Raw genomic sequence first — 26,169 nt, 5'->3', positions numbered from 1 at the left:
GACGCCGGCTTCCGGCGTACGACGACCACGTCAGGTGACCGGCCGACCCCGGCTTCCGGCGTACGACGTCGCGTGGCTGCCGACGCCCTCGGGCCCAAGGGACTGTCGTGACGAGCCCCAGGGACCCAAGGCGCACACGCAGGCGGGGCCGGCATGGTTTCCCGTGCCGGCCCCGCCGATTGTGCCGTGGTTCAGCGCTCAGCTGACGTCGTCAGCGGAGATCTCACCCTGGCTTGCCTTGACGAACTCGTAGGTGCCGTCCGGCTTGTACTGGTAGATGCCGATGTAGGCAGTCCCCGGGTCACCGTTGGGGAGGAAGTCGACCGGGCCGCTGAAGCCGTCGTAGTCGATGTCCTCGCCGTCGGCGAGCAGGTCCTTGCACTCCTTGAAGGTGGTGCACTTCGTGCCGTCACGGGACACGCCGACGAGCTCCTTGGCCAGCGCCGGGCCGGCGTCGGACTCGGCAGCAATGGCCGCCAGCCCCATCAGGACGGTGCCGTCGTAGGACTCGGCCGCGTAGCTCCAGTCCTTGAGCTTCGGGTTGACCGTCGCGAGCTTCTTCTTGAGCTCGCCCGTGGCCGCAACACCGGGCAGCGATCCCTTGACGTTCGGGCCCATGGTGCCGGCCTCGAAGTCCTTCGAGAAGTCGCTCAGGTTGCCGTCCACCAGGTAGATCTTCTTGGTGTCGGGACCGATGCCCTGCTTGACCAGCTCGGGGATGATCTTCTTCGTCTCGTCGAAGCCGATCAGCACGATGGCCTCAGGGTCCTTCGCCTTGATCGTGGAGACCTCGGTCGAGTAGCTGGGTGCCTTGGGGTCGTAGATGACCTTCTCGACGACCTCGGCGTTGGCGGCCGTGACGTTCTCCTCGACGTGGTCGGCGAGCCCGGTGCCGTAGGCGTCCTGGAGGGCCATGATGCCGACGGTGGCGTTGCCGTCCTCGATGATGGTGTCGGCCAGGACGCGTCCCTGCAGGGTGTCCGGCGGAGCGGTGCGGAAGTAGAGTCCGCTGTCGCAGTAGGTGCTGAACTGGTCGGACGTGTTGGCCGGCGACATCTCCACCATGCCTTCGCTGGTGATCTTGTCGATGACCAGCAGGGACACGCTCGAGGAGGCGGCGCCGAGGACGACGTCGGCCTTCTTGTTGATCAGGCTGTCCACCGACTGCGACGCGATCGGGTTCTGGGCGTCACCGGAGTCGGAGTTGACCAGCTTGACCTTCTTGTCGAGGACACCACCCGCGGCGTTCATGTCGTTGACCGCCAGCTCGACGGCCGCGAACTCCGGCGGGCCGAGGAACGCCAGCGAACCCGTCTGCGGGAGGAGGGTGCCGACCGTGAAGGTGCCATCGCCCTTGACGTCCGGGAAGTCCTTGACCTTGCAGTCCTCGCTGCTCGACTTCTTGTTGTCGTTGTCGCCGGACGCGGAATCATCGTTGTCCGAGCCGCAGGAGGCCCCGAGGGCCAGTACGGCGCCAACCGCAATTGCGGTCCCGAGACGCAGTTTCTTCGTGGGGCGGTTCATTGACCCTCCGTTGTTTCACGGTTCCGCCGTGCACACGGCACGGCCTGATGTGAGCAACCTAACGCCAAGCACCCTCGGGAAAGCGCCTGAAGTCGCGGCCGTTGCCAACTCGTGATCTTAGGATTCGGCCGCTGGGGTCTCCCGGACCCCGCTCACTCCGTGCTCGACGACGCCGTCTGCCACCTGGCGCATGGACAGGCGCAGGTCCATGGCCGTCTTCTGGATCCAGCGGAAGGCATCGGGCTCACTGATGCCGAGATCCTTCTGGAGCACACCCTTGGCCCGCTCCACGGCCTTGCGGGTCTCGAGGCGCTCCGAGAGATCGGCCACCTCTGACTCGAGGGCCGAGAGCTCGGTGAAACGACTGACCGCCATCTCGATGGCGGGAACCAGGTCGTTGCGGGAGAACGGCTTGACCAAGTAGGCCATCGCGCCGGCGTCCCGGGCCCGCTCGACCAGGTCCCGCTGGGAGAACGCGGTCAGCATGACCACCGGCGCGATCCGCTGCTCGGCGATTCTCTCGGCCGCGGAGATCCCGTCGAGCCGGGGCATCTTGACGTCGAGGATGACCAGGTCGGGCCGAAGCTGCTCGGCGAGCGCGACCACCTGCTCGCCGTCGGCTGCCTGCCCCACGACGTCGTAACCCTCCTCGCCGAGCATCTCGGCGAGGTCCATGCGGATGAGCGCCTCGTCCTCGGCGATGACGACGCGGCGAGGCCGGCTGGCGGTGGGTTGTTCGCTCACGCCGCCAAGAGTAAGGCTGCGCCCCGGTCCATGGCGAACCGTCGGCAAACTGGCCGTATCCCAACCTTCGGTCGACGACCGATGTCATGTACTCTTCGACAGGCCCAGCCGGGTTGGCGGAACGGGATACGCGATGGTCTCAAACACCATTGTCCGAAAGGACATGTGGGTTCGAATCCCACACTCGGCACACCAGGCGGGCCGAGTCGACCGACTCGGCCCGCCGACCTTTGTCGGTGGGTCACGGCATGGTGACGTCATGGTCCACGTTGTCCGCGGTGGCGTTCAGCAATCGCTCCGACGGCATCCATGCGCTGTGCCGCCATGCGCTCGACCTGCTCGGGATTGCGTGGAAGCGCTCGGGCCCGCGGCCTGATCAGGTCGGCCGGTGGTAGGCCGGCGCCACCTCGTTGATCGCGTCGCCGATCCGGTGGATGCGCAACGCGTTCGTGGAGCCCGGGATCCCGGGCGGGGAGCCTGCAATGATGACCACCAGGTCCCCCATCTCCACGCGGCCGATGGACAACAACGCCTCGTCGACCTGGCGCACCATCTCGTCGGTGTGCTCGACCGGCGCGGTCTTGAAGGTCTCCACACCCCAGGTCATCGACAGCTGGGAGCGGACCTTCGCCTCGGGGGTGAAGGCCAGGATCGGGATGTGTCCGCGGTAGCGGGCCAGGCGTCGCGCCGAGTCTCCGCTCTGGGTGAACGCCACCAGGTACTTCGCGCCGACCCGCTCCCCCACCTCCGCGGCAGCCTTCGCGATGACACCGCCCCGGGTCTTCGGGTTCCAGTCGATGGCGGTCATGTGGTGCAGCCCGTGGTGCTCGGCCGAGCCGAGGATCCGCTCCATCGTCTGCACCGTGACGATGGGGTACTCCCCGACGCTGGTCTCGCCGGAGAGCATCACCGCGTCGGTGCCGTCGAGCACCGCGTTCGCGACATCGGAGGCCTCCGCACGCGTGGGTGCCGGGGCAGCGATCATCGACTCGAGCATCTGGGTGGCCACGATCACCGGCTTCGCATTGCGCCGCGCCTTGTCGATCACCCGCTTCTGGAGGAACGGCACGTCCTCCAGCGGGCACTCCACACCCAGGTCGCCGCGCGCCACCATCAGTCCGTCGAATGCCTTGACGATCTCGTCGAGGTTGTCGATGGCCTGTGGCTTCTCGATCTTCGCGATCACCGGAACCAGCACACCGACCTCGCGCATCACCTTCCGCACGTCGTCGACGTCAGCGGCACTGCGCACGAAGGAGAGCGCGATGAAGTCGACGCTCAGGGAGAGCGCGAAGCGCAGGTCCTCGATGTCCTTCTCCGACAGCGCCGGGACGGAGACGGCGACCCCCGGGAGGTTGATCCCCTTGTGGTCACTCACCTTGCCGGCCACGACCACCTCGGTGTGGACGGTGTCCGCCTCCACCCGGGTGACCCTCAGGCGCACCTTGCCGTCATCGATCAGGATCGGGTCGCCCTCGCTGACGTCGCCCGGCAGGCCGGCGTACGTCGTGGAGGCGATCTTGTTGTCGCCGGGCACGGTCCGCGTGGTGATCGCCCACGCCTGGCCCTTCTTGAGCTTGACCGGACCGTTCTCGATCGGGCCGAGACGGATCTTCGGCCCCTGCAGGTCAGCGAAGATGCCGACTCCGTGCCCGCTGGCGTCGGACGCCTCGCGCACCAGCTGGTAGCTGCGTCGGTGGTCGTCGTAGGTGCCGTGGCTCATGTTCATCCGAGCCACGTCCATGCCTGCATCGACGAGCTGACGGATGGATTCGGCCGTTGACGTGGCTGGCCCGAGGGTGCACACGATCTTTGCTCTACGCACGCACCCAACCTACCGGGAGAGGGTGTCCACCGCGCCACAGGTGCGCGACATCACCACGAACGGCGACATAGCACAGCCGACCCGGCACGAGTTGACGCTTTCCGCGTCAACTCGTGCCGGGTCGGCGGTCACACCCGTGAACTCGTGCCGGGTCGGCGGTCAGACGACGAGGGGCCGGGCCGTCGGCGGGATCGGCGCCGGCAACGTCGTCGAACCGGTCAGGAACTCGTCCACAGCGGCAGCAGCCGCCCGGCCCTCGGCGATCGCCCACACGATCAGGGACTGTCCACGACCGGCGTCACCGGCCACGAACACGCCCTCGACCGAGGAGGCGTACTTGAGGTCGCGAGCCACGTTGCTGCGCTCGTCGAGCTCGACACCCAGCTGGTCCACCAGCCCGTCCTTCTCCGGACCGGTGAAGCCCATCGCGAACAGCACCAGCTCGGCCGGGATCTCCCGCTCGGTGCCCTCGACCTCGGTCAGCTTGCCCGCCTCGAAGGCGACCTCGACGATGCGGAGCGCGCGCACGTTGCCGTTCTCGTCGCCGAGGAACTCCTTGGTCGACACGGCGTACACCCGACTCTGCACGTTCATCCCCGCGCCCTCCTCGTGGGCGGAGGAGACCTTGAAGGTCATCGGGTAGGTCGGCCACGGCTGGTTGGCCGGACGCTCCGTGCTCGGCATCGGCATGATCTCGAGCTGCGTGATCGAGGCCGCTCCCTGGCGGATGGAGGTGCCGAGGCAGTCCGCACCGGTGTCACCGCCGCCGATGATCACGACGTTCTTCCCGTCGGCACGGATCTGGTCCGAGCCATCGGTCGTCGCCGGCTCACCCAGGGAGGCACGGTTGGACTGCGGCAGGAACTCCATCGCCTGGTGGATGCCACCGAGCTCGCGCCCCGGCACCGGCAGGTCGCGCGCCGTCGTCGAGCCCATGGCCAGCACGACGGCGTCGTAGCGCTCACGCAGTTCGTCGGCGGTGATCTCGTGACCGACGTCGATCCCGGCGCGGAACACCGTTCCCTCGCGGCGCATCTGGTCCAGGCGCTTGTTGAGGTGCTTCTTCTCCATCTTGAACTCGGGGATGCCGTAGCGAAGCAGGCCACCGATCTTGTCGGCCCGCTCGTAGACCGCAACGGTGTGTCCGGCCCGGGTCAGCTGCTGGGCGGCAGCCAGGCCGGCCGGGCCCGAGCCGATGATGGCGACGGTCCTGCCCGACAGCCATTCCGGCGGCTGGGGGCGGACGAAGCCCGACTCCCACGCCTTGTCGATGATCGAGACCTCGACGTTCTTGATCGTCACCGGGTCCTGGTTGATGCCCAGGACACAGGCCGTCTCGCACGGGGCCGGGCAGAGGCGACCGGTGAACTCCGGGAAGTTGTTGGTCGCGTGCAGGCGCTCGATGGCGCCCTCCCAGTCGTCGCGCCAGACCAGGTCGTTCCACTCGGGGATGATGTTCCCCAAGGGGCAGCCCTGGTGGCAGAACGGAATGCCGCAGTCCATGCAACGACCGGCCTGCTTGGTGATGATCGGCAGCAGGGCGCGGCCGATGCCGCCGGGGTAGACCTCGTCCCAGTCGTTGACGCGTTCCTCGACGGGGCGGCGTACGGCGACCTCACGGCCGTCCTTCAGAAATCCCTTCGGGTCAGCCATTGCGCACCTCTTTCGCGTTCGTTCCAGCAGTGCTGGGTCGTCGTGTGGTCTCAGCCATGGAGCACCTCCATGATCCGGGCCGCGGCCTGCTCCTCGTCGAGCCCGTCCTCGAGTGCTTCCGCACGTGCTTCGAGGACTCGCTTGAAGTCACTGGGCATGACCTCGGTGAACCGGGCCAGGTTGGCCTGCCAATCGGCGAGCAGCTCCTCGGCGACCGTGGACCCGGTCTCCTCGAGGTGTCGCTCGACCAGCGCCTTGAGCTCCTCGGCCGCCTTGCCCTCGACGGCGCCCAGCTCGACCAGCTCGGGGTTGACCCGGCCCTCGTCGAGGTCGAGCACGAAGGCGTAGCCACCGGACATGCCGGCCGCGAAGTTGCGTCCCGTCGGCCCGAGGACGACGACCTTGCCGCCGGTCATGTACTCGCACCCGTGGTCGCCCACGCCCTCGACGACGGCGGAGGCGCCGGAGTTGCGGACGCAGAAGCGCTCGCCCGCCTGGCCGCGGAGGAAGATCTCCCCCGAGGTGGCGCCGTAGCCGATGGTGTTGCCGGCGATGATCTGCTGCGAGGCGTCGAAGGTCGCGCCGCGGTCCGGGCGGACCACGATCCGACCACCCGAGAGGCCCTTGCCGACATAGTCGTTGGCGTCGCCCTCGAGCCGGAGCGTGATGCCGCACGGCACGAAGGCACCGAACGACTGCCCGGCCGAGCCCGTGAACGTGATGTCGATCGTGCCGTCGGGCAGCCCCTCTCCCTTGTAGCGCTTGGTGACCTCGTGACCGAGGATCGTGCCGACGGTGCGATTGACGTTGCGCACCTCGATCTGGGCGCGGACCGGCTCACCACTCTCCAACGCCGGGGCGGCGATACGCACCAGCTCGTTGTCGAGCGCCTTGTCGAGGCCATGGTCCTGACCCGTGGTGTTGTGGCGCGCCGCGCCCTCCGCGAGGGCGGGCAGGTGCAGGACCGGCGACAGATCGAGGCCGGCTGCCTTCCAGTGGTGCACGGCTGGCTCCACGTCGAGGCTCTCGACGTGGCCCACGGCTTCCTCGATGGTGCGGAAGCCGAGCTCGGCCAGGAGCTCGCGGACCTCTTCGGCGATGTACTCGAAGAAGTTCACGACGTACTCGGCCTTGCCGGAGTAGCGCTCGCGCAGCACGGGGTTCTGCGTGGCGACACCCACGGGGCAGGTGTCGAGGTGGCAGACCCGCATCATGATGCAGCCGGAGACCACCAGCGGTGCGGTGGCGAAGCCGAACTCCTCGGCCCCGAGGAGCGCGGCGATGACCACGTCACGACCGGTCTTCAGCTGCCCGTCGGTCTGCACGACGATGCGGTCGCGCAGACCGTTGAGAAGCAGCGTCTGCTGGGTCTCGGCCAGGCCGAGCTCCCACGGCCCGCCGGCGTGCTTGAGCGAGGTCAGCGGCGAGGCGCCGGTGCCCCCGTCGTGCCCGGAGATGAGGACGACGTCCGCGTGGGCCTTGGAGACACCAGCGGCCACCGTGCCCACACCCACCTCGGCGACCAGCTTCACGTGCACCCGGGCCGCGGGGTTCGCGTTCTTCAGGTCGTGGATCAGCTGGGCGAGGTCCTCGATCGAGTAGATGTCGTGGTGCGGCGGCGGGGAGATCAACCCCACGCCGGGCGTGCTGTGCCGGGTCTTGGCCACCCACGGGTAGACCTTGTGCCCGGGCAGCTGACCGCCCTCGCCGGGCTTGGCGCCCTGCGCCATCTTGATCTGGATGTCATCGGCGTTCGTGAGGTACTCGCTGGTGACGCCGAAGCGTCCCGATGCCACCTGCTTGATCGACGAGCGACGCTCCGGGTCGTAGAGCCGCTCGGGATCCTCGCCACCTTCACCGGTGTTGGACTTGCCGCCCAGGCGGTTCATCGCGATGGCCAGCGTCTCGTGCGCCTCCATGCTGATCGAGCCGTAGGACATGGCACCGGTGGAGAACCGCTTCACGATCTCGGAGACCGGCTCGACCTCGTCGATCGGAATCGACGGGCGGGCCCCGTTCTTGAACTTGAACAACCCACGCAGGGTCATCAGGCGCTCGGACTGCTCGTCGACCCGCTGGGTGTACTGCTTGAAGACGTCGTAGCGTCCGGCACGCGTGGCGTGCTGGAGCCGGAAGACGGTCTCCGGGTCGAACAGGTGCGGCTCGCCCTCGCGACGCCACTGGTACTCACCACCGATCTCGAGCTCACGGTGGGAAGGCGAGATGCCCCCGCGGGGGTACGCCGTGGCGTGCCGCTTGGCGACCTCCTCGGCGATGGTCTCGAGCTCCATGCCGCCGAGCTTGGAGGGGGTGCCGGTGAAGTACTTGTCGATGACGCTCTGCGACAGGCCGACGGCCTCGAAGATCTGGGCACCGGTGTAGGACGCCACGGTCGAGACGCCCATCTTGCTCATCACCTTGAGGACACCCTTGCCCAGTGACTTCACCAGGTTGCGGACGGCCTGCTCGGGCTCGATCTTGACGAAGTACCCCTCACGGGCGAGGTCCTCGACGGACTCCATCGCGAGGTAGGGGTTGACTGCGGCAGCGCCGTAGCCCACCAGCAGTGCGACGTGGTGGACCTCGCGGACGTCACCGGCCTCGATCAGCAGGCCGACCTGGGTGCGGGTCTTCTCCCGGACGAGGTGGTGGTGCACGGCACCGGTGAGCAGGAGCGACGGGATCGGCGCCAGCTCGGCGGTGGAGTGCCGGTCGGAGAGCACGATGATGCGCGCACCGTCGGCGATCGCGTCCGACACCTCCTGGCAGATCTCGTCGATGCGCCGAGCCATCGCCGCCCCGCCACCCTCGACCTCGTAGAGGCCGCGCGAGACGTGGGTGATGAAGCCGGGCATGTCACCGTCACGGTTGATGTGGCGGATCTTGGCCAGGTCGTCGTTGTCGATCACCGGGAACGGGAGCACGACCTGACGACACGAGGCCGGAGTCGGCTCGAGCAGGTTGGACTCCGGGCCGATCGTGCCGTTCAGCGAGGTGACCAGCTCTTCGCGGATCGCGTCGAGCGGCGGGTTGGTGACCTGGGCGAACAGCTGCACGAAGTAGTCGAACAACAGGCGCGGCTTGTCCGACAGCGCAGCGATCGGCGAGTCGGTGCCCATCGAACCGATCGGTTCTGCCGCGGTGTTGGCCATCGGGGTGAGCAGGACCCGCAGCTCCTCCTCGGTGTAGCCGAAGATCTGCTGGCGTCGCGTCACGGAGGCGTGCGTGTGCACGATGTGCTCGCGGTTCGGGACGTCCTTCAGGTGGATCAGTCCGGCGTGCAGCCACTCGTCGTACGGGTGCTCCGCGGCGAGCTCGGACTTGATCTCCTCGTCCTCGACGATCCGGTGCTCCTCGGTGTCGACCAGGAACATCTTGCCGGGCTGCAGGCGGCCCTTGCGGACCACCGTGGCCGGGTCGAGGTCGAGCACGCCGACCTCGGAGGCGAGCACGACGAGGCCGTCGTCGGTGACCCAGTAGCGCGAGGGGCGCAGGCCGTTGCGGTCGAGCACCGCCCCGACCTGGGTGCCGTCGGTGAACACCACGCACGCGGGGCCGTCCCACGGCTCCATCATCGCGGAGTGGAACTCGTAGAACGCGCGGCGCTTGTCGTCCATCTCGGTGTGGTTCTCCCACGCCTCGGGGATCATCATCAGCACCGAGTGCGGCAGGGAACGGCCACCCATGTGCAGCAGCTCGAGCACCTCGTCGAAGGACGCCGAGTCCGAGGCGCCCGGGGCACAGATCGGGTAGAGCCGCTCGAGGTCACCTTGGATGAGGTCGGAGGACAGCAGTGCCTCGCGGGCCCGCATCCAGTTCCGGTTGCCCATGACGGTGTTGATCTCACCGTTGTGGGCGATGAACCGGAACGGGTGCGACAGCGGCCAGCTCGGGAACGTGTTGGTCGAGAACCGCGAGTGCACCACAGCGACGGCCGAGGCGACCCGCTCGTCGACGAGGTCGGGGAAGACCTGGTCGAGCTGGTCGGTGGTCAGCATGCCCTTGTAGGCGATGGTGCGACCGGACAGCGAGGGGAAGTAGACGTCGGTCTGGCGCTCGGCGCGCTTGCGCAGGCAGAACGCCCTGCGCTCGAGGGCCATGCCGGACACGCGGGCGTCCGCGCCGGCCACGAACAGCTGCTGGAAGGCAGGCATGCAGTCGCGGGCGGTCGCACCGAGGGGTGCGTCATTGGTGGGGACCTCGCGCCATCCGAGGACGGCCAGGCCCTCCTCCGCGGCGATCTGCTCGATCTGTTCGCGGGTGCGGCCCACCTGCTCGGCGTCACCGGGAAGGAACGCCGTGCCCACGGCGTACGAGCCCTTCACCGGAAGGTCGAAGTCGACGACATCGCGCAGGAACGCGTCGGGCACCTGCATCAGGATGCCGGCGCCGTCACCCGAGTTGGGTTCGGCACCTGCGGCTCCGCGGTGCTCGAGGTTGCGCAGCGCCTGGAGCGCCTTCGCAACGATGTCATGGCTGGCTGCGCCCGTCAGGGTTGCCACGAAGGCCACGCCGCACGCGTCGTGCTCGCTGGCTCCGTCGTACAACCCCTGAGGCGGCGGGAATGCGTGCATGAGCATTCTCCCGTCGTCATCTGCGCCGACCCGGCGGACCGGGAGGGCGAACTGGCAATGCAGAATTTCTTGACAGCTGGGGGACGACACTGGCCCGCGGCGAGGGGTAAGACTACACCCTCCAAAACGCAGGAAAATCCATGAAATGCCCCTCATTGCCGAATCGTGAGATGTGTCTCAGCCCAGAAGGAGCCCGTGGACGGGGGCCCGAAAAGGTCCGAGGGAGCGACGACAACGCCTCCGTGCGCGCGTCAGGAGATCCCCTCGCCCACGCCGATCCCGATCAGGTAGGTGATCGCGAAGGCAGCTGCTCCGAGCAGCACCTGGCGACCTCCACCGAACCACCACGGCCTGTTCGTGAGGCGGGTGACGACTGCTCCGCACCCGAACAGGGCCATCAGGGTCAGGGCCATCGCGGGCCACAGCACGGAGACTCCGAGCAGGAACGGGAGCACCGGCACCAGCGCCCCCAGGGAGAAGGCGACGAAGGACGAGACCGCCGCGACCACGGGCGAGGCCAGGTCGTCCGGATCGACCCCGAACTCCTCCATCGAGTGGACCGCCACGGCGGTGTCGACGTCCCGGTGGACCTGTTCGGCCACCTCGGCCGCCAGCTCCGGGTCGAGGCCACGTTCCTGGAGCATGTCGGCGAGCTCGGCCTGCTCGAGGGCGGGATTGGCCAGGATCTCGCGGCGTTCCTTGGCGATCTCGAACTCGGCAGCCTCGGCCTGGCTGGCCACGGAGGCATACTCCCCCGCCGCCATCGAGAAGGCACCGGCGGCGAGACCGGCCAGGCCGGCGAGCACGATGGTGGACGTTCCGCTCGCATCCCTGGTGCCGCCGGCGACCCCGGCGATCAACGCGGCGTTGGAGACGAGACCGTCCATGGCCCCGAACACCGCTGGGCGCAGCCACCCGGCGTTCACGTCACCGTGCTCGTGGCCGATCTCGGCCGTTGCGTCAGGTGCTTCCATGGTCCTGAATCTAGCCACGCTCCCGCCTCCCGTCACCGAAGGGGAGGCTCACCTGCCACCGGGCTCCCTGACCGGGTGCGTCCGTCCCTCGCACAGCGCGCGACGGCACACGACCCCTCGACTCCGAGCTCGCGGGGTCAGTCCTTGGCATCCCGGTCGGCCTCGGCCCCGGCCTTCGAGTCGTCCGTGCCGTCGTCGCTGCTGTCCTCGACCTCGGCCGTCGCGTCGTGCGCGCCGGCGGAGTCCGTGTCGGAGCTCGCCTCGGAATCGGCGGCGTCGACCTCCGGGCGGGTGAACACGGTGTCCTCCCGACCGGGGTGACGCTTGGTGGACCAGACGAAGGAGGCCAGGGCCGCAAGGAACAGCACGATCGAGGTCCACACGTTGAGCCGCAGACCGAACACGTCGTCCATCTGGACGTCGTCGATGCGCAACGTCTCGATCCAGCCCCGGCCCACGGTGTAGGCCATGACGTAGAGCGCGAGCACGCGGCCGAAGCCGAGCGTGAAGCGACGGTCGGCCCAGACCAACAGGGCGAAGACGCCCAGGCACCACAACGACTCGTAGAGGAACGTCGGGTGGTACGTCGCATCGTCCAGGTGACCGCTCAACCGGTGCGCGGGATCGATCTCGAGGGCCCACGGGAGGTCGGTCGGCTTGCCGTAGAGCTCCTGGTTGAACCAGTTGCCCCAGCGACCGAACGCCTGGGCCACGATGACGCCGGGGGCCAGGGAGTCCATCATCGGCAGCACCTTGATGCCCATCACCCTGGCACCGATCATCGCGCCGACCGCACCGAGCGCGATCGCGCCCCAGATGCCGAGTCCGCCGCGCCACACGTAGAGCGCGGTGATGGGCTCCCGCCCCTCACCGAAGTAGAGGTGGTAGTCGGTGATCACGTGGTAGAGCCGGGCGCCGACGAGGCCGAACGGAATCGCCCACAGGGCGATGTCGGACATCTGCCCGGCCTTTCCACCTCGAGCCACCCAGCGCTTCTCGCCGATCCAGATCGCGGCGATGACACCGACGACGATGCACAGGGCATACGCCCGGATCGGGAAGGGCCCCAGGTGCCAGACCCCTTCGGCCGGGCTCGGGATGGTCAGGATGGTCATGCGTCCTCCAGCAGTAGCACCAGGTCGTCGGCGAGCTCGGCCGAGGACGTCTCCTGCCGCCAGAACATCGGCACTTCCTGGTCGTCGACCAGGAAGATCTGCGTTCCGTGGGTGACGTCGTAACCGCCACTGGCCAGCTTCTCCCCCTTGTCGATCGCCACGTGGAAGGCGTCACCGAGCTCGTTGATCCGCTTCATGCTCCCGGTCAGCCCCACGAAGCTCGGGTCGAACCGGTCGAGATAGCGGCGCAACGCCTTCTCGGTGTCGCGCGCGGGGTCGGTGGTCACGAAGACCACCTCGACCCGGTCACGCTGGTCGTCGTCGAGTCGGGTCAGGGCGGAGGCGATGTTGGACATCACCAGCTGGCAGATGTCCGGACAGTTGGTGTAGCCGAAGAACACCAGGGTGACCGGCTTGTCCGCGTCGTCGGCCAGCGCGAAGTCAGCACCGCCGGTGTCGACCAGCTCCGTGTCGGGCAGGGCCCAGGGCTCGCCGACATCGGTGCTTCCCAGCTCGCCGGTCGGGTTGCCGGTTCCCTGCGAGCAGCCACTCGCCGCCAGCACGGCGGCCAGCAGGACAGCGCCCCACCAGCGCCCGCGCCTAGCCACGTCGTACGCCGTCTGCGAGGTCCTCGGTGAGTGCGCGCAGCGCAGCCAGGCCGGCAGCCCGGTCGGCGCCGGCGTCGAGGAGCGTGCGGACCAGTGCCGAGCCGACGATGACACCGTCGGCGTACTTCGCGATCTCGGCGGCCTGGTCACCGTTGGAGACCCCGAGGCCCACACCGACGGGGAGGTCCGTGGTGGCCTTGGTCCGCGCCACGAGGGGGCCGGCCAGGTCGCTGGTGCTGGCTCGTGCCCCCGTGACACCCATCACCGCGGTGGCGTAGACGAACCCGCGACAGGCCGCCGTCGTCATCGCGATCCGTTCGTCGGTGGAGGACGGAGAGACCAGGAACACCTTGTCGAGGTCGTGGGCATCGGCCGCTGCGATCCACTCCTGCCCGAAGTCGGGCGTGATGTCGGGCGTGATCAGCCCGGCGCCCCCGGCCGAGGCCAGGTCGGCCGCGAAGCGCTCCACCCCGCTGGACCCGCCGCTCCGGGCATTGGCGCGACCGTAGTGCTCGACCGGGTTCCAGTAGGTCATCACCAGCGTGGGCACGCCGGTGGCGGCGACCGCCTCGACCACGCGCAGCACGTCGGTGGCGCGCACCCCCTGCTCGAGGGCCTGCTGGGCGGCGGCCTGCACGGTCGGACCGTCCATCACCGGGTCGGTGTAGGGGAAACCGATCTCGATCACGTCGCAACCAGCGTCGACCATGACCTTGAGGGCCTCGATCGAGCCGTCGACATCGGGGAACCCGGCCGGCAGGTAGCCGACCAACGCTCCGCGGTCCTCACTGCGCGCCTTCTCGAAGGCGGATGCCACGCTCACTGGTCTTCTCCTTCGTCGGCACCCAGCTGGAACCACTCGACGGCGGTCTCCATGTCCTTGTCACCACGACCCGACAGGTTGACCAGGATGGTGGCCGTGGGACCCTTCTCGGCCTTGAGCTCCTCCGCCACCATCAACGCACCGGCCAAGGCATGGGCGGACTCGACGGCGGGGATGATGCCCTCGGTGCGGGAGAGCAGGGCCAACGCGTCCATCGCCTCCGCATCGGTGACCGGCAGGTAGGACGCCCGGCCGACCTCCGCGAGGTGGGAGTGCTGCGGCCCGACACCCGGGTAGTCGAGCCCGGCCGAGATCGAGTGTGACTCGATGGTCTGACCGTCCTCGTCCTGGAGCACGTAGGTGCGGGCACCGTGGAGCACGCCACTGTCGGCGGCGCCGATGGTGGCCGCGTGGCGGCCGGTCTCGACACCTTCTCCCCCGGCCTCGAACCCATAGATCTTCACGTCGTCGTCGAGGAAGGCGGTGAACAGGCCGATGGCGTTGGACCCACCACCGACACACGCGGCAATCGCGTCCGGGAGGACGCCGAACTGGTCGAGGCTCTGCTGCCGGGCCTCGTCGCCGATGCCGCGGCAGAAGTCGCGGACCATGCTCGGGAACGGGTGCGGACCGGCCGCCGTGCCGAAGAGGTACGCCGTGTCGTCGACGCTGGCCACCCAGTCGCGCAGGGCTTCGTTGATGGCGTCCTTGAGCGTCGCCGACCCGGAGTCGACCGGGATCACCTTGGCCCCCAGCAGCTGCATGCGCGCGACGTTGAGTGCCTGGCGACGGGTGTCGACGGCGCCCATGTAGACGGTGCAGTCGAGACCGAAGTAGGCCGCGGCCGTCGCGCTGGCGACACCGTGCTGGCCCGCGCCGGTCTCGGCAATCACCCGACTCTTGCCCATCCGTTTGGTGAGCATCGCCTGGCCGAGCACGTTGCGGATCTTGTGGGCCCCGGTGTGGTTGAGGTCCTCGCGCTTGAGCAGCACGCGTACGCCGACCTGTTCCGAGAGCCGTTCCGCGTGGTAGAGCGGGCTGGGCGTGTTGGCGTAGTCGCGCAGGATCGCCTCGAAGTCGCTGGTGAACTGCGGGTCGGCCATCGCGTCCTGCCAGGCAACGGTCAGCTCGTCCAGGGCGGCGACCAGCGCCTCGGGCATGAAACGCCCACCGAAGTTGCCGAAAAAGCCGCGTTCGTCGGCCTCGAATGACATCAGACTCCTGCTTCCTGCCCGGGCTCGGTGCCCGACGTGTGCGTTGTGGTGCGGACCGCTGACATGGTTCGGACGGCGGCCTCCGGGTCGCCGTCCCTGACCAGCGCCTCGCCGACGAGCACGACTCGGGCCCCCTCGCTGGCGAATCGCTCGACGTCGGCGACGCCGGTGATGCCGGACTCGGCGACCTTCACCCGGTCGTCCGGGATCAGGGCGGCCAGCTTGCCGAAGGTGTCGTCGTGGACCTCGAGCGTCTTGAGGTTGCGCGCGTTCACACCGATCAGCTCTGCGCCAAGGTCGACCGCGCGGCGGGTCTCCTCCTCGTCGTGCACCTCCACCAGCACGGTCAGGCCGAGGCTGCGCGCCTCGGCGTACAGGCGCTCGAGCTCCGGCTGTGGCAGGGCGGCCACGATGAGCAGGGCCAGGTCGGCGCCGGCAGCGCGGGCTTCGTGCAGCTGGTAGCTGGTGACGATGAAGTCCTTGCGCAGGATCGGCGTGTCGACCGCGGCACGCACGGCCACCAGGTCGTCGAGACTGCCGTTGAACCGGCGCTTCTCGGTGAGCACGCTGATCGCGGCGGCCCCTCCGCGCTGGTAGGCGGCCGCGAGGACCGTCGGGTCGGGGATGTCGGCCAGGTCGCCCTTGCTCGGGCTCTTGCGCTTGACCTCTGAGATCACGCTGATCGACTCCGACCGGAAGGCCGGCATCGGGTCACGCGGCGCCGGGGCCTGCTCGGCCAGGCTGCGCACCGCGGCGAAGGGAGTGCGTTCCTCGCGCTCGGCAAGGTCGATGCGGACACCGGCCACGATGTCATCGAGCACGGACATGCAAACACACCTCCAGATAGGGACGGCCCAAGTTTGTCACCCCTGCGGTCAGCGGCCGGAGGGGCCTCTCAGGGAGCGAGCCAGGAGCCTGCTGGAATGTTGCGCAGCACGACGAAGACCAGCATGGCACCGAGGGCAACGGCCAGCACCGGCGCGGAGAGGGACAGTCCCCGCCCCCTGGCCGGGATGCCGGTCCACGCGTCGCGCACCCAGCGGAGCCAGAGCACGACGGCCACCGGGATCGCGAGCACCACCATCAGGTTGCTCGACAACGCACCGACGACGTCGAGGTGGGTGAGGTCGTTGACGGCCCGCAACCCGCCGCACCCCGGGCACTCGAGCCCGAAGAGGTAGTTGAAGGGGCACAGTCCCCAGGAGCCACCGACGTGCGGATCGCGCAGGTGCAGCGCGAGGGTTGCTGCAGTGACTCCGGCAGCCACCAGGAGGGGGCTGCGAAGTCGGGAGGCGCGGTCGGCCTCGCGGGGCTCAGTGAGCGTCGCCAAGGCCCATCTTCGTCATCACCACGAACACCACCGCCGCGATCGGAAGCAGGATGAGGCCAATCCAGAAGATCACCAGGTTCACCGGGGACATCATCAGGCCGATGGATCCGACGAGGAAGCCCACGAGGCCGACGATCACCGCAGTCCAGGCTGCCGGGGTGTTGCCGTGGTTGTCAGACATGCATGCTCCTCTTGTGCCGGGTTCTCGAGGATCAGTGTAGGGACTCGGTCAGAGCGTCGGGTCGTGGCCCTCGTCGATCGCCTTCCAGAGATCGGATTCGCGCGCCCGCTCGACATCGACCGGTCCGGACTTCGCGGCCCCCGGGGCGTCGTACCTGCTGCCCATGGTCGGCCACGAGGGCACGTCGCGTACGGCGACCGCGGCGGCGACCACGGACAGGAGCGTGGCCACGGCGGCGGCCCAGAACCAACCCGTCAGACCGGCGTCGAGCGAGTCGACCGGTGTGGCCACACCCGCCTCCTTGAGACGGTCCTGCAGGCTGTCGGGCAGCGTCCGCGCGCCCTGGACGACCGTGACAGCCAGTCCGAGCGAGCTCGCCAGGGCGAGCCCGGCCACGGCCCGACGTACCCAGCCGCGAGTCACCAGCACGACTCCCCAGCTGGCCAGCAGGACGAGGGACAAGGCTCCGGCCAGAGGCATGTCGAGGGCGAACTGCTCGTTGCTGGCGATCGGTATGTCGAGGGCCTCGGCCGCGTCGGGGAGGACGTACCAGGCCTTGGCGCCGGAAACCGCAGCGAGGGCCGCACTGGCCAGGCCGAGCAGCACGACCGGTCCGAAGGTGGAGCGCTTCCCGCGCCCTGGTCCCGCTCCGCTCACGGCTCCTTCGGGCTCAGTCATCCGACGCTCCCAGCAGGTCGGCGTCGAAGCAGGTGCGATCGCCGGTGTGGCAGGCGGCCCCCACCTGGTCGACCTTCACCAGCAGCGTGTCCCCGTCGCAGTCCAGGCGGACCTCCTTCACCTGCTGGGTGTGGCCCGAGGTGTCGCCCTTGACCCAGTACTCCCGGCGGGAGCGGCTCCAGTAGGTCGCTCGGCCCGTGGAAAGGGTGCGGGCCAGTGCCTCGTCGTCCATCCACCCGAGCATCAACACCTCACCGGTGTCGTGCTGCTGGGCCACGGCGGGCACCAGTCCGTCGGCGGTGCGCTTCAGACGAGCAGCGATGGCAGGGTCGAGGTCGGTCACAACAGAAGAGCCTATCCGTCCCGGTGGGCTCGGACCCTGTCGGTTCGCCGACCTGGTGCCCGTTCGACGTCGCCGGACCCGAGCGGTCGCCACTCCCGCCTGAGGAGGCCGAAGACCCAGGAGTCCGACACGTCGCCGTCGACGACGCAGTCCTCCCGCAACGTGCCTTCCTGAACGAACCCGAGCTTCTCGAGCACCCGTCGCGACGCCAGGTTCCGGGTGTCCGCCTCTGCCTGGACCCGGTTCAGGTCAAGCGTGTCGAACGCCCAGCGCAGCAGGGCAAAGGCTGCTTCAGTGGCGTGGCCGTGGCCCCACGCCGACCGGTTGAGGCAGTAGCCGAGCGAAGCGCTGCGAAATTCAGGGTTCCAGCTGCTCAGGCCGCACCACCCGAGGAACGTGCCGTCACCGGCTGCCTCGATGGCCACCCGTGCGCCCGTGCCCTCGTCCGCCATGCGTCGGCACACCGCGATGAAGTGCTCGGCCCGCGATGGCTCGGTCCACGGCGGTGAGTCCCAGTAGCGCAGCACCAAGGCATCGCTGTGCAACGTGAACAGTGCGCCGGCATCCGTGTCGACGAAGGGACGCAGGGTCAGTCGTCTCGTGCTCAGTGTCGGTGTCGGCAGGCCCATGCCTCCCATCCTGCCCCTTCCGGCCCGACGACCGGCCCCGGCAGGCGTGCTGCTCTAGGGTCGGTGCATGGACGACATCGATCGGTTCAACGAGGATGCGGCGACCTGGGACGACGATCCGGACCATGTCGAGCGCGCACGTTCGGTGGCGGGTCTGGTGCGGCAGACGATCGCCCTCGGCGAGGACACCCATGCCCTCGAGATCGGCGGCGGCACTGGTCTGCTTGCCCGTGCCCTCGTCGATGACCTCGGCACCGTCGTGGTCACCGACGTTGCTCCGGGCATGGTCGAAGCGGCACGAGGGGCGCTCGACGACCCGGCGTACGCAGGGTGGGAGGCACGGGTCTACGACATCGAGCACGACCCCCTGCCCGACGAGCGCTTCGACCTGGTGCTGGGCCAGCTCGCACTGCACCACATGGGTGACGTGGCAACCGTCGTACGCCGGTGTGCCGAGCTGCTGCGCCCGGAGGGGTGGGTCGCCCTGGTGGACCTGGACCACGACCCGAGGGGTGACTTCCACGCGAGCGTGCACGACTTCCACGGACACGACGGATTCGACCGAGGGTCCGTCCTCCAGTGGCTCGAGGAGGCCGGCCTCACGGACGTGGCGGTGATCGACGCGGGCACGGTGACCAAGGAGGTCGGCTCGAGCGAGCAGGAGTTCCCGCTGTTCCTCGCCATCGGTCGGCTCCCCGCGACGTGAGCACAGCCGCACCCAGCCGATGATCGGGGCCCCGGTGGTCGAGGCCCTCGCGACGGTGCCACCGGGAGCGACGACCCTCGGCGCCTACATCAACTTCCCTGCTGGGCCACCCAGGAGGCGTGCAGGCCGGCGTACACCCCGTCGGGATCGAGCAGGAGGGCTGCGTGGGGCCCCCGCTGGACGATGTGCCCGGCGTCGACGACCACCACCTCATCCGCATTCTCTGCGGTGCTCATGCGGTGGGCGATCGTGACCGAGGTGCGCCCCGACATCAGTCTCTCGAGAGCCCGACCGATCTGCATCTCGAGCTGCGGGTCCACGGCACTGGTCGCTTCGTCGAGCACGAGCAGGTCGGGGTCGGCCAGGTGCGCGCGGAGCAGCGCGACGAGTTGGCGCTCACCCGCTGACAGCGACTCACCGCGCTGACCGACCCGTGTGTCGAGCCCGTGGGGCAGGCCGTCGAGCCAGTCGACGAGACCCAGCTCGGACGCCGAGGCCCGGATCTCGGCGTCGGTCGCGTCGAGCCGGCCGTAGCGCGCGTTGGCCCGCAGTGTGTCGTCGAAGAGGAACCCCTCCTGCGGAACCAGCACGACCGAGCTGCGCAGGGACGACTGGCGAATCGAGCGCAGGTCGATGCCGTCGAGCAGGACCTCTCCCCCGGTCGGGTCCATCAACCGGGTGAGCAGCTTGGCGAAGGTGGACTTGCCCGAGCCGGTCTCGCCGACGATCGCGATGCGGGTGCCGGCCTCGATGTGCAGGTCGACCGCATGCAGCACGTCGGGCCCACCCGGGTAGGCGAACGTGACGGCGCGGAACTCCGCGTCGATGGGACCGCGAGGGAGCACGTCACCCTGCTCTCCCGGGTCCACCAGGTCAGCGGGGGTGTCGAGGATGCCGATCACCCGTCGCCAGCCGGCAATGGCGTTCTGGGCGTCGGTGAGGATCTGGGTGCCCATCTGGATCGGCGAGACGAACAACGTGACCAGGAACGCGAAGGCAACCACCTCACCGGCCGTGATGTCTCCGGCAAAGCCCAACCAGATGCCGCCGATGATCACGCCCGCGTTGGCCAGCCCGCCCGAGAGCCCGCCGAGGGAGAACGAGAAGGCGGTGAAGCCCTGCGCCTTGGTGGCCGCCTCCTGGTTGACCCTGATCGCCGTGTCGATGCGCTCCTGGGTGCGGTCCTCGATGGCGTAGGACTTCACCACGGCGGCACCCACGACGGGCTCGCTGATCGCCGAGAGCATCACGCCCACCTGGCGGCGTACGACGCCGTAGGCGTCGGAGAGCTTCTGCTGGAAGAAGCGCAGGGACATCAGCAGCGGCGCGAAGCAGACCCACACCACGATGGTCAGCTGCCACGAGTAGTAGGCCATCAGGATCGTGGCCACGAAGACCTGGCCGAGGGAGACGATCATCATCACGCCACCGAAGACCAGGAACTGGCTCACCGTGTCGACGTCACCGGTCACCCGGGAGACGAGCGATCCGCGACGCTCCGTGTTCTGGGTCAGCAACGGCAGGTCGTGCACGTGGCGGAACGCCTTGGTCCGCAGGGTGGCGAGGCCGCCTTCGGCGGAACGGAAGAGCCGCGTGGTCATCAGGTAGGAGCAGTAGCTGGTCACCGCGATGGCCACCGCTGCGACCAGGCCCATCCGCAGCATGAAGCCGGTGTCAGGACCGTCGGGACCGTTGAGTCCTCGGTCGAGGGTCTGCTGCACCACGATCGGCACGACCAGCTGGCCCACGGTGGACAGGACGGCGAGAAGGAGCGTGCCGGCCAGGCCCTGCTTGAGCTCGGGCGAGATCTGCATGCCGCGCCGGATGGTGGCCATCGCCTTGATGGACTCACCGGAGTCGACGGTGCTGCTCATGCGTCACCTCCGGTCGCGACAGGAGCGACCTCGGCCTCGTACGCGTTGACGAGTCGGGCGTAGTCGGCACTGCGGTCGAGGAGCTCGGCGTGGGTGCCCCGGTCGACCACTCGTCCCCGGTCGAGGTGGACCACCTCGTCTGCCAGGCCGATGGTCGCCTTGCGGTACGCGACCACCACCAAGGTGGTGTCCTGGCCGCCCTCGCGCAGTGCGCGGAGGATCCTGGCCTCGACCTCGGGGTCGACCGCCGACGTGGCGTCGTCGAGAATCATCAACCGAGGCTTGCGCACGAGCGCGCGGGCAAGGGAGAGCCGCTGGCGCTGCCCGCCCGACAGCGAGGTGCCGCGCTCGCCGAGGCGGGTGTCGATGCCGTCGGGGAGCGCAGCCACGAACCCGTCGGCCTGGGCGATCCGCAGGGCAGCCCACACCTCCTCGTCGCTGAGGTCGGCGCCGAGAGTGACGTTGCCACGCACGGTGTCGTCGAACAGGAAGGCGGTCTGTGGCACGACCGAGACAGCTCCGGCCAGCTCACCGGCCGGGAGATCGCGCAGGTCGACACCGTCGACCCTCACCGCACCGCCGTGCGGGTCGACGAGTCGGGTCAGGATGTTGGTCAACGTGCTCTTGCCCGAGGCCGTGGGACCGACCAGGGCCACGGTGCGTCCGGGCCAGACGTCGAAGGTGACGTCTCTCAGCAGGGCCTGCTCGGCGTCGTAGGAGTAGGCGACGGAGTCCACCTCGAGGTGGGCACCGGTGCGTACGTCGGGCAGCGGCGTCGCGCCGTAGACCATCTCGCCGGTGGCCTGCAGCACCGACTCGACCCGCCCGTGGCCCACCACGCTGCGTGGGAACTCCCCCAGCAACCAGCCGATCGAACGGATCGGGAAGGAGACGATGGTGAGCAGGTAGGCGACGGTGACGACCGAGCCCGGCTCGGTGGCGCCGCTCAGGACACGGGAGACCCCGACGCCCAGGACGACGAGCACCCCGATGTTGGGCAGGGCCGAGATGGTGGGGTCGAACATCGCGCGGATGCGTCCTGCCCTGACCAGCACGTCGCGCAGGTCGCGCACCTTGGTGGCGAATCGCTCGGTCTCCTCGCCCTCACGCCCGAGGGTCTTGACCACCATCGCGCCGTCGAACGACTCGTGGGCGATCTCGCTGACCTCGGCGCGCAGCTGTTGTGCGCGCGTCATCAACGGTGACGACGCGCGCTGGTAGGCGACGTTGGCCACGATCACGACCGGGAACACCAGGAGGCCCACCAGGGCGAGGACCAGGTCGGCGGCGAGCATCTGGGCGATCGCGATCGCCATCATCGCGAGGGTGCCGACGGCCATCGGCAGCGGCGCGATCGGGAACCACGCCGCCTCGACGTCGGAGTTGGCGTTGGAGAGGAGCTGCCCGGTCGGGTGGCGCTGGTGCCACTCCATGGGGAGCTTGAGGTACTGCCGGGTGACCGCGCGCCGCGAGTGGGCCTGCATCCGGTATTGCATGATGCCGGCGCCCAGCCGTCGGGCGACGATGCCGACCGCTCGCAGGATCGCGACACCCACGAACAGCGCCAGCACCGCCCACAGGATGCCGGCGTCGATCTCGCCGTTCTCGAACGCGGGGATGATGGCGTGCTCCGTGGACCAGCCGAGGACCCACGCGTCGGCGACCGTCAACGCCCCGAAGAGGATGCTGCCGAGGGTCGAGAGCGTGAAGATCCAGGGCTCGCGCCTGATGGCGACAGCCAGGACCGCGAACCCCTCGCGCATGGTCCCGCGCGGTGCACCCACTCGGCTCACGTCTCCTCACATCCATTCACCTGACAGCGAGGCCAACACTAGGAGGTGGTGCTGACATTCCCGCAGTCCTTCACGTCGAGCCGCCGGCCGACCTGTCACCCGCCCGCGTTGCCCTTCGCCCGGTCCGGTCAGCAGCCAGGTCAACGTATGCCTGCAGCGGCTCCTCGTCACCGAGGAGTGAACGCTGCAGGTCACTCGGGCGGAGGCAGGTCGGCCCTCTCCTTGTCACGGAACAGCGCCGGTGGAGCCTTCGACCGATAGACGTGACCTGTCGGAGTGGTGATCTCGACCTCGTGGTGCCCCGGGCGGGCGTCACTGACCCGGGTGGACCATCCGGGCGCCTCCTTGACCAGGTTGTGGGCCTCACAGAGCCCCTGCCCGTTGCCACGTGTCGAGGTGCCGCCGTCGGCGTAGCGCTCCGGGTGGTCGATGTCTTGAATCGGGCCGTCACACCCGGGGATGCGACAGGTCTGGTCTCGGAGCCGGAAGAACTCCTTGTCGATGGCGGAGTGCTTGCGCCGTCTCGGATCGAGTTCGCTGACCTGGCCGGTCACGGGGTCGGTGAGCAGTCGTCGTACGGTCACCGGCGTCCTCGGGTCGTGGACCCAGTCGCGGGCCAGCCCCGCAGGGATCGGGGTGCCGTCGTCGGTGCGCGCTGACTGGTCGGAGTCGCCGGCGAAGGTCTCCGCCGACATCACCAGGTTGACCTGCACCGGGACGTGCGGATCAGCGACGCGCCCATCCTCAGCTCGGCCAGCCTCGTCGGGCCGGCCAGCCTCGTCGGGCCGGCCAGTCTCGTCGGGCCGGCCGGCCTCGTCGTCACCGCGAGCGGGGTGGCCGGTGATGCGCTGCACGAACAGGTCGGCCATCAGTTGGGAGACCGTGCGCTCGTCACCACGTGCCTTGGCGCTCTCTGCGGCGCTGTTCAGGCTCGCGATCACCGCGACGCCGTCGCGGACGGGCAGCAGGCCGGTGACGTAGGACATCGTGGTCGGCGTGGGCCGGATGGTGACCCGGCGCTGCTGGGCGGCCTTGGCCGCCCTGCGCACCGCGGCCTCGGCGTCGAGCTCCTGGGCGAGGGCCCGGGCGCGGCCGGCAGCGCGGTGCGGGGTCAGCCCGAGCACCTCTGGGTCGTGGATCTGCCCTGTCTTCGTGTCGACCGTCATCGCGCAGAGTCGGCGGTCGACCTCGCCCCGGTCTTCGGCGGACAGGATCGCGGTCTCACGAACCAGCTCGTCGACCATCCACTCGCAGATGCGGCCGGCGCGGAAGAGGTCGTTGGCGTGGGGCATCTCGCGCAGGGCGCGGGCTTGGGCGAGCTGTCGCTGGCCCTGGGAGATCGGGCATCCACGCGCCAGGGCGACCTGGTCACTGATGCCCTTGCCCCTGCTCCTCGACAGCCGCGCGGCACGACCCTCGCGGCCCGCGGCCCGTGCTTCTTCGATCGCGGCATCCTGCTGGGAGAGCTGCGAGCGCTCGAACACGTCGGTGATGCGTGTCTGCGCCGCTGCGGCGGCGGACTTGACCCGCTCGAGCAGGGTGAGCTGGTCGACCCGAGCGGCGTCGTTGCCGGGAATCTCGAGGAGGGTGGGGTCACCGTCGATCTGAGCGAGCAGCTCGACGGTCTGCTGCAGCATCGCGATGGCCGCGTGCTCGCTCACACCGACGACGCCCGGGGCGACGGGTGTGAGGAGAGGAGCGGTCGTCAGCTGCATGGAAATCAGTCAAGCAGGGACCACCGACAACGCGGGTTGAGGCGGGACCTGGGCGGCGACCTGCCCGCATCAGCGAGCGAAGAACGACCCCAGGTCGATCTCGACGCAACCGTGCTCACCGACCACCACATGTCCGGTGCCTCGACGTTCATCCAGCTCCATCGCGATGTCCCAACTGTCACCGGTGTTCTCGAGCACGGTGAAGCTGCGGTTGTCACGGACGACGGTCCACTGGTGCGCGAGGCCAGCAACGGCGTACTCGTGAGACTTGCGCACCGTGTCCTCCGTGCGGGTGCCGGGCGAGAGGACCTCGACCACGATCACCGGGAGACGTCGGGGTCAGCGGACGGGGTGGCCGGCCTCGGCCAGGGAGCCCTTCACGTCGGAGATGCGCAGGGTGCCGAAGTGGAACACGGTGGCCGCGAGGACGGCGTCGGCACCGGCATCCACCGCCGGCGGGAAGTGCTCGACCGCGCCGGCTCCGCCCGAGGCGATCACCGGGATGCTGACCTCACGGCGTACGGCGCGGATCAGCTCGAGGTCGAAGCCGTCCTGGGTTCCGTCGGCATCCATCGCGTTGAGGAGGATCTCACCGGCCCCCAGCTCGGCTCCCCGGGCCGCCCACTCGATCGCGTCGAGGCCGGCGGACTTGCGGCCACCGTGGGTGGTCACCTCGAAGCCTGAGTCGGTTCCCGCTGCCCGGCGAGCGTCCACCGACAGGACCAGGACCTGGTTGCCGAACCGGTCGGCGACCTCGGCGATCAGCTCAGGACGGTGGATGGCAGCGGTGTTCATCGCGACCTTGTCCGCACCGGCGCGCAGCAGCCGGTCGACGTCCTCGACGCTGGAGACGCCCCCACCGACGGTGAGCGGGATGAACACCTCCTCGGCCGTGCGAGAGACGATCTCCATCGTGGTCGCCCGACCCTCGTGGGAGGCGGAGATGTCGAGGAAGGTCAGCTCGTCGGCACCCTCGGCGTCATAGGTGCGTGCCAGCTCCACCGGGTCACCGGCGTCGCGCAGCTCCTTGAAGTTGATGCCCTTCACCACGCGCCCCGCGTCGACGTCGAGGCACGGAATGACGCGTACGGCGAGGGTCACGAGGCGCCCTTGGTGAGGGCGAGGGCCTCCTCGATCGTGAACCGCCCCTCGTAGAGCGCCGTACCGGCGATGGCGCCCTCGACCCCGAGGGGCACCAGGTCCATCAACGCCCGGATGTCGTCGAGGGTGGTCACGCCACCGGAGGCGATCACCGGTCGGTCGGTGCGGGAGCAGACGTCGCGGAGCAGGTCCAGGTTGGGCCCCTGGAGCATGCCGTCCTTGTTGACGTCGGTGACCACGTAGCGCGCGCATCCTTCCGCGTCGAGGCGGGTCAGCGTCTCGTGGAGGTCGCCTCCCTCGCGGGTCCATCCCCGGGCAGCGAGGGTGGTGCCGCGGACGTCGAGCCCGATGGCGACGCGGTCGCCGTACTCCCCGATGGCGCGGGCACACCACTCCGGGCTCTCGAGCGCAGCGGTGCCGATGTTGACCCGGCGACACCCGGCGTCCATCGCCGCCTTGAGTGACTCGTCATCGCGCATGCCGCCGCTCATCTCGACGTCGATGTCGAGCGTGCCGACGATCGTGGCGAGCAGGTCACGGTTGTGGCCGTGTCCGAAGGCGGCATCGAGGTCGACGAGGTGGATCCACTCGGCGCCCGCGCTCTGCCAGCGGAGGGCGGCCTCGACCGGGTCGCCGAAGCGCTTCTCGGAGCCGTCGACGCCCTGCACCAGCTGGACGGCCTGGCCGCCCTTGACGTCCACGGCGGGCAGGAGTTCGAGGTAGTCGCTCATGGCCACGATCCTAGGGGTCGAGGCACGCCACCTC

General features: G+C 69.1%; 23 protein-coding genes and 1 tRNA gene. 2 read left to right on the top strand and 22 right to left on the bottom strand.

Annotation, left to right across the window (positions count from 1 at the left end):
- Positions 1-198 precede the first annotated feature (198 nt).
- Positions 199-1,524, bottom strand: coding sequence for an ABC transporter substrate-binding protein (locus ncot_RS07160; protein WP_168616985.1), 1,326 nt, complete (start codon positions 1,522-1,524; stop codon positions 199-201).
- A 117-nt stretch (positions 1,525-1,641) separates the two neighbouring features.
- Entirely contained in the window at positions 1,642-2,268 is a 627-nt protein-coding gene (locus tag ncot_RS07155) for a response regulator (RefSeq protein WP_168616984.1), read from the bottom strand.
- Between the two features lie 107 nt (positions 2,269-2,375).
- Between ncot_RS07155 and ncot_RS07150 the strand changes: the two genes are divergently transcribed.
- Positions 2,376-2,458 (top strand) — tRNA-Leu (locus tag ncot_RS07150).
- 186 nt (positions 2,459-2,644) lie between these two features.
- On the opposite strand, the gene pyk is transcribed toward ncot_RS07150, so the two are convergent.
- The 14 genes from pyk to ncot_RS07080 all read right to left on the bottom strand — a co-directional run bounded on the left by pyk (position 2,645) and on the right by ncot_RS07080 (position 18,215).
- Positions 2,645-4,093, bottom strand: coding sequence for a pyruvate kinase (gene pyk / locus ncot_RS07145; protein ID WP_168616983.1), 1,449 nt, complete (start codon positions 4,091-4,093; stop codon positions 2,645-2,647).
- 159 nt (positions 4,094-4,252) lie between these two features.
- Positions 4,253-5,746 (bottom strand): glutamate synthase subunit beta, encoded by a 1,494-nt coding sequence (locus tag ncot_RS07140; RefSeq protein ID WP_168616982.1) that lies wholly within the window; start codon positions 5,744-5,746, stop codon positions 4,253-4,255.
- 50 nt (positions 5,747-5,796) lie between these two features.
- The gene (gene gltB / locus ncot_RS07135; RefSeq protein WP_240938118.1) at positions 5,797-10,320 is read right to left on the bottom strand and encodes a glutamate synthase large subunit; all 4,524 of its coding nucleotides are present in this window, start codon (positions 10,318-10,320) and stop codon (positions 5,797-5,799) included.
- A gap of 251 nt (positions 10,321-10,571) precedes the next feature.
- Positions 10,572-11,294: a VIT1/CCC1 transporter family protein gene (locus ncot_RS07130; RefSeq protein WP_168616980.1), complete on the bottom strand. Its 723-nt coding sequence runs from the start codon at positions 11,292-11,294 to the stop codon at positions 10,572-10,574.
- Between the two features lie 137 nt (positions 11,295-11,431).
- Positions 11,432-12,409: a prolipoprotein diacylglyceryl transferase gene (gene lgt / locus ncot_RS07125; RefSeq protein WP_168616979.1), complete on the bottom strand. Its 978-nt coding sequence runs from the start codon at positions 12,407-12,409 to the stop codon at positions 11,432-11,434.
- Positions 12,406-13,017, bottom strand: a complete 612-nt coding sequence (locus ncot_RS07120; RefSeq protein ID WP_168616978.1) for an SCO family protein — start codon at positions 13,015-13,017, stop codon at positions 12,406-12,408. Before ncot_RS07120 ends, lgt begins: the two co-directional genes overlap by 4 nt.
- Positions 13,010-13,840, bottom strand: a complete 831-nt coding sequence (gene trpA, locus ncot_RS07115) for a tryptophan synthase subunit alpha (RefSeq protein WP_168616977.1) — start codon at positions 13,838-13,840, stop codon at positions 13,010-13,012. Before trpA ends, ncot_RS07120 begins: the two co-directional genes overlap by 8 nt.
- Complete coding sequence (gene trpB / locus ncot_RS07110) at positions 13,837-15,054, bottom strand: tryptophan synthase subunit beta (RefSeq protein ID WP_168616976.1); 1,218 nt, start codon at positions 15,052-15,054, stop codon at positions 13,837-13,839. The genes trpA and trpB overlap by 4 nt, the downstream gene beginning before the upstream one ends.
- Positions 15,054-15,881 (bottom strand): indole-3-glycerol phosphate synthase TrpC, encoded by an 828-nt coding sequence (trpC, locus tag ncot_RS07105; protein WP_168616975.1) that lies wholly within the window; start codon positions 15,879-15,881, stop codon positions 15,054-15,056. The genes trpB and trpC overlap by 1 nt, the downstream gene beginning before the upstream one ends.
- A 68-nt stretch (positions 15,882-15,949) precedes the next feature.
- Positions 15,950-16,384 carry a DUF2752 domain-containing protein gene (locus tag ncot_RS07100; RefSeq protein ID WP_168616974.1) on the bottom strand — a complete coding sequence of 145 codons (435 nt, stop codon included), beginning with the start codon at positions 16,382-16,384 and terminating at the stop codon, positions 15,950-15,952.
- Positions 16,368-16,565, bottom strand: a complete 198-nt coding sequence (locus tag ncot_RS07095) for an HGxxPAAW family protein (RefSeq protein WP_168616973.1) — start codon at positions 16,563-16,565, stop codon at positions 16,368-16,370. The genes ncot_RS07100 and ncot_RS07095 overlap by 17 nt, the downstream gene beginning before the upstream one ends.
- 48 nt (positions 16,566-16,613) lie before the next feature.
- Entirely contained in the window at positions 16,614-17,243 is a 630-nt protein-coding gene (locus ncot_RS07090; protein WP_168616972.1) for a Trp biosynthesis-associated membrane protein, read from the bottom strand.
- Complete coding sequence (hisI, locus tag ncot_RS07085; protein ID WP_206065194.1) at positions 17,236-17,586, bottom strand: phosphoribosyl-AMP cyclohydrolase; 351 nt, start codon at positions 17,584-17,586, stop codon at positions 17,236-17,238. The genes ncot_RS07090 and hisI overlap by 8 nt, the downstream gene beginning before the upstream one ends.
- An 11-nt stretch (positions 17,587-17,597) precedes the next feature.
- Positions 17,598-18,215, bottom strand: a complete 618-nt coding sequence (locus ncot_RS07080; protein ID WP_168616971.1) for a GNAT family protein — start codon at positions 18,213-18,215, stop codon at positions 17,598-17,600.
- A gap of 67 nt (positions 18,216-18,282) precedes the next feature.
- Here ncot_RS07080 and ncot_RS07075 point away from each other — a divergent pair, with 67 nt between their 5' ends.
- Positions 18,283-18,921 (top strand): class I SAM-dependent methyltransferase, encoded by a 639-nt coding sequence (locus tag ncot_RS07075; RefSeq protein ID WP_168616970.1) that lies wholly within the window; start codon positions 18,283-18,285, stop codon positions 18,919-18,921.
- 89 nt (positions 18,922-19,010) lie between these two features.
- On the opposite strand, the gene ncot_RS07070 is transcribed toward ncot_RS07075, so the two are convergent.
- The 6 genes from ncot_RS07070 to priA form a co-directional block, all read right to left on the bottom strand.
- Positions 19,011-20,795, bottom strand: a complete 1,785-nt coding sequence (locus ncot_RS07070) for an ABC transporter ATP-binding protein (RefSeq protein ID WP_168616969.1) — start codon at positions 20,793-20,795, stop codon at positions 19,011-19,013.
- On the bottom strand, positions 20,792-22,579 hold the full coding sequence (locus tag ncot_RS07065; RefSeq protein WP_346766636.1) for an ABC transporter ATP-binding protein: 1,788 nt from the start codon (positions 22,577-22,579) through the stop codon (positions 20,792-20,794). The genes ncot_RS07070 and ncot_RS07065 overlap by 4 nt, the downstream gene beginning before the upstream one ends.
- 200 nt (positions 22,580-22,779) lie before the next feature.
- Positions 22,780-24,303, bottom strand: coding sequence for an HNH endonuclease signature motif containing protein (locus ncot_RS07060; protein WP_168616968.1), 1,524 nt, complete (start codon positions 24,301-24,303; stop codon positions 22,780-22,782).
- A gap of 69 nt (positions 24,304-24,372) precedes the next feature.
- The gene (locus ncot_RS07055; RefSeq protein ID WP_168616967.1) at positions 24,373-24,627 is read right to left on the bottom strand and encodes a Uma2 family endonuclease; all 255 of its coding nucleotides are present in this window, start codon (positions 24,625-24,627) and stop codon (positions 24,373-24,375) included.
- A 15-nt stretch (positions 24,628-24,642) separates the two neighbouring features.
- Positions 24,643-25,404: an imidazole glycerol phosphate synthase subunit HisF gene (gene hisF, locus ncot_RS07050; RefSeq protein ID WP_168616966.1), complete on the bottom strand. Its 762-nt coding sequence runs from the start codon at positions 25,402-25,404 to the stop codon at positions 24,643-24,645.
- Positions 25,401-26,135 (bottom strand): bifunctional 1-(5-phosphoribosyl)-5-((5-phosphoribosylamino)methylideneamino)imidazole-4-carboxamide isomerase/phosphoribosylanthranilate isomerase PriA, encoded by a 735-nt coding sequence (priA, locus tag ncot_RS07045; RefSeq protein ID WP_168616965.1) that lies wholly within the window; start codon positions 26,133-26,135, stop codon positions 25,401-25,403. Before priA ends, hisF begins: the two co-directional genes overlap by 4 nt.
- Positions 26,136-26,169: the final 34 nt, after the last annotated feature.

The organism is Nocardioides sp. JQ2195 (assembly GCF_012272695.1).
In the GTDB taxonomy this organism is placed as follows: domain Bacteria; phylum Actinomycetota; class Actinomycetes; order Propionibacteriales; family Nocardioidaceae; genus Nocardioides.
Note: the sequence above shows the minus strand (reverse complement) of the source record. Positions and strands in the feature narration are given on the sequence as shown.